This is a genomic window from Streptomyces sp. GbtcB7 (genome assembly GCF_019091445.1).
GTDB lineage: Bacteria > Actinomycetota > Actinomycetes > Streptomycetales > Streptomycetaceae > Streptomyces > Streptomyces mirabilis.
This window is the reverse complement of record NZ_JAGXJM010000179.1, coordinates 1-360: the sequence shown is the minus strand read 5'-3', so window position 1 is coordinate 360 and position 360 is coordinate 1. Positions and strand designations below refer to the sequence as shown.

1 protein-coding gene is annotated in these 360 nt (G+C 71.9%); it reads left to right on the top strand.

The window, feature by feature from the left end; genetic code table 11:
* On the top strand, window positions 1-360 hold a 360-nt coding region (locus KVT44_RS55750), incomplete at both ends, for an alpha amylase C-terminal domain-containing protein (protein ID WP_217576900.1).

Here is a 360-nt window from a genome sequence, read left to right as displayed (position 1 = left end):
ACCCACGGCCCCGACTGGTGGCTCCTGGACCCCGCCTACCCCGCCGAACCCGACCACCGCGGCGTACGCGACCTCGTCCGCGACCTCAACACCGTCTACCGCCACGAACCCGCCCTCTGGCAACGCGACACCGACCCCGCCGGCTTCACCTGGATCGCCGGAGACGCCGCCGACGACAACGTCCTCGCCTTCCTCCGCCACGACACCGACGGCACCCCCCTCCTCGCCGTCTCCCACTTCTCCCCCGTCGTCCGCCACGACTACCGCCTCGGCATCCCCGAAGACATCCCCGCCTGGCACGAAGTCCTCAACACCGACGCCGCCCGCTACGGCGGCAGCGACATCCACAACCCCCACCCC